At 65.2% G+C, this 4817-nt stretch carries 7 protein-coding genes and 1 pseudogene; 6 read left to right on the top strand and 2 right to left on the bottom strand.

What is annotated here, in order from left to right:
- The 5 genes from JOZ76_RS32255 to JOZ76_RS32235 all read left to right on the top strand — a co-directional run.
- Positions 1-397: Holliday junction DNA helicase RuvB C-terminal domain-containing protein (locus JOZ76_RS32255; protein ID WP_291705438.1), on the top strand; the 397-nt coding region annotated here is incomplete at its 5' end.
- Positions 397-717, top strand: a complete 321-nt coding sequence (locus JOZ76_RS32250; RefSeq protein WP_291705437.1) for an NUDIX hydrolase — start codon at positions 397-399, stop codon at positions 715-717. The genes JOZ76_RS32255 and JOZ76_RS32250, both read left to right, overlap by 1 nt.
- Positions 718-932: 215 nt before the next feature.
- Positions 933-1853, top strand: coding sequence for a metallophosphoesterase (locus tag JOZ76_RS32245; protein WP_291705436.1), 921 nt, complete (start codon positions 933-935; stop codon positions 1851-1853).
- 116 nt (positions 1854-1969) lie between these two features.
- Complete coding sequence (gene ybgC / locus JOZ76_RS32240) at positions 1970-2371, top strand: tol-pal system-associated acyl-CoA thioesterase (protein ID WP_441300139.1); 402 nt, start codon at positions 1970-1972, stop codon at positions 2369-2371.
- A gap of 85 nt (positions 2372-2456) precedes the next feature.
- Entirely contained in the window at positions 2457-2924 is a 468-nt protein-coding gene (locus tag JOZ76_RS32235; protein WP_291705434.1) for a nuclear transport factor 2 family protein, read from the top strand.
- A 164-nt stretch (positions 2925-3088) separates the two neighbouring features.
- Here JOZ76_RS32235 and JOZ76_RS32230 read toward each other — a convergent pair whose 3' ends face one another.
- Positions 3089-3733: a glutathione binding-like protein gene (locus JOZ76_RS32230; RefSeq protein ID WP_291705433.1), complete on the bottom strand. Its 645-nt coding sequence runs from the start codon at positions 3731-3733 to the stop codon at positions 3089-3091.
- 99 nt (positions 3734-3832) lie between these two features.
- Here JOZ76_RS32230 and JOZ76_RS32225 point away from each other — a divergent pair, with 99 nt between their 5' ends.
- Complete coding sequence (locus JOZ76_RS32225) at positions 3833-4492, top strand: TetR/AcrR family transcriptional regulator (protein WP_291705432.1); 660 nt, start codon at positions 3833-3835, stop codon at positions 4490-4492.
- Positions 4493-4639: 147 nt separating this feature from the next.
- Here the strand turns inward: JOZ76_RS32225 and JOZ76_RS32220 are convergent.
- Positions 4640-4817, bottom strand: a pseudogene (locus JOZ76_RS32220) (glyoxylate/hydroxypyruvate reductase A); the annotation flags it as partial.

Below are 4817 nucleotides of genomic sequence, written 5' to 3'. Positions count from 1 at the left end.
CGGCACGCCGCGCATCGCCGGCCGGCTGCTGCGGCGAGTGCGCGACTTCGCCTCGGCGGCGGACGCCACGGCGATCGACCGCGCCATCGCCGATCACGCACTGGGCGCGCTCGAGGTCGATGCGGCGGGGCTCGATGCGATGGACCGCCGCTATCTCACGACAATCGCGGTGAACTATGGCGGCGGTCCGGTCGGGGTCGAGACGATGGCCGCGGCGCTGTCGGAGCCGCGCGATGCGATCGAGGACATCATCGAGCCCTATCTGATCCAGTGCGGCTATCTGCAGCGCACGCCGCGCGGCCGGCTGCTCACCGCGCATGCGTTCCGTCATCTCGGCCTTGCCGAGCCGGCGCGCGATGCGGCACAGTTCGGCCTGTTCGGGAATGAGGACGACTGATGGACGCGGCTACGATCAGGATCGTTGCTGCGCTGATCCGCGATGATGCGGGGCGCGTGCTCTTGGTGCGCAAGCGCGGCACCCGCGCCTTCATGCAGCCTGGCGGCAAGCGCGATGGCGGCGAAGACGACGTCGCGGCGCTCTCGCGTGAAATCGCCGAGGAACTGGGCTGTGGCGTGCTCGCCGGCTCGATCCGGTCGCTCGGCGAATTCGATGCGGTCGCAGCAAACGAGCCGGGCTTTCGCGTGCAGGCGAGCCTCTATGGAATCGATGTGACCGGCGAGATCGCGCCGAGCCGCGAAATCGACGAGATGATCTGATCGATCCAGCGGCGCCGCCCGACATCGTTCTGGCGCCGCTGACGCGCGACCATGTCCTGCCGTTGGCGCGTGCGGCACGGTTTGGCGAGGCTTGATGTCGAACTGTTGATCGCTCCGAAACTGCTGTAAACCTGCTGTTCATCTGCACCAATGTACCCGATTTCGGCTGCAATCCCTGACTAGAAGGCGCGGCGTACTCAAGGCGATCACATCAAATGCTCTCACGCCGCCGTTTCTTCAAATTCATCGCAGGCCTTGGCGCCGCGACGTTCTCGACCGCAGCCTATGGTGTCGGCATCGAGCCGGTGCTGCGGCTGCGCGTTGCGCGCTACCACGTCACGCCGCCGCAATGGCCCGCCGATCTCAAGCTGACCATCGCCGCCGTCGCCGATCTGCATGCCTGCGAGCCCTGGATGTCGCTTGGGCACATCGAGGCGATCGTCGCGCACGCCAACGCGCTCAATCCCGACCTCATCGTCATGCTCGGCGACTACGTCGCAGGGCATCGCCATATCAGCCGCCGCATCGAGGCAGCGGAGTGGGCGCCGCAGCTCGCGCGGCTGAAAGCGCCGCTCGGCGTGCATGCCATTCTCGGCAATCACGATTATTGGGACGATCGCGAAGTGCAGCGGGACGGACGGGGACCGACCGCCGCACGCCGGGCGCTCGAAGCCGCCGGTGTCCCGGTTTATGAGAACGACGCGGTGCGCCTCAGCAAGGATGGTCGCCCGTTCTGGCTGGCCGGGCTCGGCGACCAGCTCGCCTATTGGCCGGCGCGCCGGTTCAGGCCGGTGCCACGGATCGGTATCGACGATCTCGGCGCCACGCTGGCAAAGGTCACCGACGATGCGCCGGTCATCCTGCTGGCGCATGAGCCTGATGTCGCGATGCGCGTGCCGTCGCGCGTCGCCCTTCAGCTCTCCGGGCATACCCATGGCGGCCAGGTGCGGCTGCTCGGTTGGTCGCCGGTGGTGCCGTCGCGTTACGGCAACCTGCTGGCCTATGGCCACACGCAGCTCAATTGCGACGTCGTGGTGTCAGGCGGGCTCGGCTGCAGCATCATGCCGTTCCGCCTCGGCGTGCCGCCAGAAATCGTGCTGGTGACACTGGGCGGGCCGGATTCTGCGACATCCTGACGGCCCTGCTGCTTGCGCGCCGCGCTGTTTTGCGCAAAACCGTGTCCTTCCAGGACATTGAGGCGCAATTGAGTGTGAAGACTCTCGACGGCGAGATCCGCGACGGCCGCCATCACATGCAGATCCGGGTCTACTACGAGGACACGGATTTTTCCGGCATCGTCTATCACGCGAGCTATCTGCGTTTCATGGAGCGCGGGCGCACCAATCATCTGCGGCTGATGGGCGCGGAGCAGCACACGCTGTTCGAACAGGCGCATGACGAGACGCCGGGGTTTGCCTTCGTGGTGCGCTCGATGCAGATCGATTTCTTAAAGCCCGCGCGCATGGACGACGTGCTCAACATCGTGACCTGGCCGGTGGCGGTGAAAGGCGCGTCGATCACGCTGGCCCAGGAGGTCCGGCGCGACCATCAACTGCTCGTGAAAGCGGAGGTGCGAGTCGCGTTCATCAGCGAGGGCCGCGCGCAGCCGATCCCGAAATCGCTGCGCGAACTGATGAAGGCTGATCTGGAATAGCAATCGGCCGATGAGATAGAGCCCATCGACAAGGCTGCCGGCGCAGTTAGATTTCCGACTTGCTTCAAGTCTCAAGGAGATCTTCATGTCGCGCCCGCCATTGCCGCCGTTCACGAGAGAAGCCGCCGCGCGGAAGGCCCGCATGGCGGAGGACGCCTGGAATTCGCGGGATCCCGAACGCGTCGCGCTCGCCTATACCGCGGACAGCCGCTGGCGTAACCGCGCGGAGTTTTTTGAAGGCAGGCCCGCCATAACAGCGTTCCTCAAGCGCAAATGGGCGACGGAGTTGGACTATCGTTTGATCAAGGATCTATGGGCCTTTGACGGCAACCGCATCGCGGTGCGCTTTCAATACGAGTGGCACGACGCGGCTGGCCAGTGGCATCGCTCCTATGGCAACGAGCAATGGGAATTCGACGAGCACGGCCTGATGCGCAGGCGCGAGGCCTCGATCAACGACATCACGATCGACGAGAAGGATCGCCGCTTCCGCTGGCCGGCGCCCGGACCGCGGCCGGCCGATGTGCCCGGGTTGAGCGACAGCCCGTTTTGAGAGTTCGGTTGGGCCGCGCGCTCGGTCTGCTCCCTCCCGCCTTGCGGGAGGGCTGGGGAGGGGATGCCCACACTCCAAAAGTTGTTATCGGGAACCCCACCCCCGACCCCTCCCCGCAAGGGGAGGCGAGCGGAGGCAGCGGCGCTCTTGACGAACTCAGACGGTTACGCGGCGGCCTTGTGGCGGGCGAGCTCGGCTTTGTAGAGCACCAGTTCTTCGGCCATGGCCTTGGCGATCGAGGGCCGCGCGCGCAGGCGATCATAATAGGCCTTCACCGTTGGCCATTTCGCGAGTTCGATCGGCGGTGTCGCCATGGTCCAGTTGATGATGGTGACCAGATAGGCATCGGCGACGCTGAAGTGATCGAGCAGGAACTCGCGGCCCGTCAAGTACTTCTCCAGGTAGTCGAGCCGCGAGACGTTCTTGCCCAGCACATGGGTTTTCATCTCGGCCGGTGCGGTCTTGTCGAGCAAGGGCACGAACAGCCCCTTGTGCAGCTCGGTGCCGATGAAGCAGAGCCATTGATGCAGCCGGCTGCGATCCTTGCCGGGGCCGGTGCCGAGCCCCGCGTCCGGAAAACGGTCGGCGACATATTGCAGGATCGCGGCGTTCTCGGTGAGCACCACCCCGTCATCGGTGCGCAACGTCGGCACCAGGCCGAGCGGATTGACCGCCCTGAAATCCGAGCCGTCGTTCCGCACCACCTTGGTCTTGGGATCGACCTCGAGATAATTGGCCGAAACGCCGGCCTCGTAGAACGCGATCCGGGTCGCGAGCGAACAGGCGAGTGGCGAGAAATAAAGGTCCATCGATACCTCCTTGGCGGTTGGCCCGCGCGTCGTCAGGGCACGGGTTGATTTTTATACTGTTCCGCATAATATAAGCCCGGTCAAGGCATTTTTTGCGATATGGTACAAAAAAAGAAACAGCTCACCGAGCCGGCCAAGGTCGATGCGTCCGCTTCGCCGAAGCGGCGCGGACGGCCGCGCGCCTATGAGCCGGATGTGGCGCTTGGAAAAGCGCTCGACCTGTTTCGCAAGGGCGGCTTTGCCGCGACCTCGCTGGATGATCTGAGCAGCGCGACCGGCATGAACCGGCCGAGCCTCTACGGCGCCTTCGGCGACAAGCGCGAGCTCTACATCAAGAGCTACCAGCGCTACCGCGACGACGCCCGGGCGGCGACGGCGGAGATTTTCCGCGCCGAGATGCCGATCCGGAAGCGGCTCGCGCGTATCTATGCGATTGCGCTCGATATCTATCTTTCCGGCGATGCCGGCCCGCGCGGCTGCTTCACGGTGATGACGGCGACCTCCGAAGCGATCGCTGATCCGGACATCCGCGCGATGGTGCTGGACGCGCTCGTCGGGCTCGACAGGGCGTTCGCCATCTGCTTCCAGCGTGCCAAGGAGAGCGGCGAGTTGCCGCCCTCAGCCGATCCCGCCGTGCTGGGGCAGCTTGCGTCGGCGACCGTTCACACCATCGCTATCCGCTCCCGGGCCGGCGTGTCGCGCATGGAGCTGGAGCTGATCGTCAATGGCGCGATCGACGTGATGGTGGGAGACAAGTAGCGAGGCAATCCCTGCCTATCGTCATTGCGAGGCGCATCGCGCCGAAGCGATCCAGAGTGTCACCGCGGTGAAAGTCTGGATTGCTTCGCGGAGCCTGTCATCCGGCCGCGCTTGGCGCGGACCGGCTGGCTCGCAATGACGGAGAACTCAATACCCCCTGCTGCGATCGACGACGTTTTCCAGCCCGACGCCCGCCTCGAAGCCCGCGATCTGCTCCGCGACGTAGCGCGAGATCGCGTCGGGATCGGTGTCGGCGGCGTTGTGCGGCGTCAGCACGACGTTTGGATGGGTCCAGAACCGGCTGTCCGCCGGCAGCGGCTCCTTT

Source organism: Bradyrhizobium sp., assembly GCF_019244115.1.
Taxonomy (GTDB): domain Bacteria; phylum Pseudomonadota; class Alphaproteobacteria; order Rhizobiales; family Xanthobacteraceae; genus Bradyrhizobium.
The sequence above is the reverse complement of the archived record's forward strand: the minus strand, read 5'-3'. Positions and strand labels throughout refer to the sequence as shown.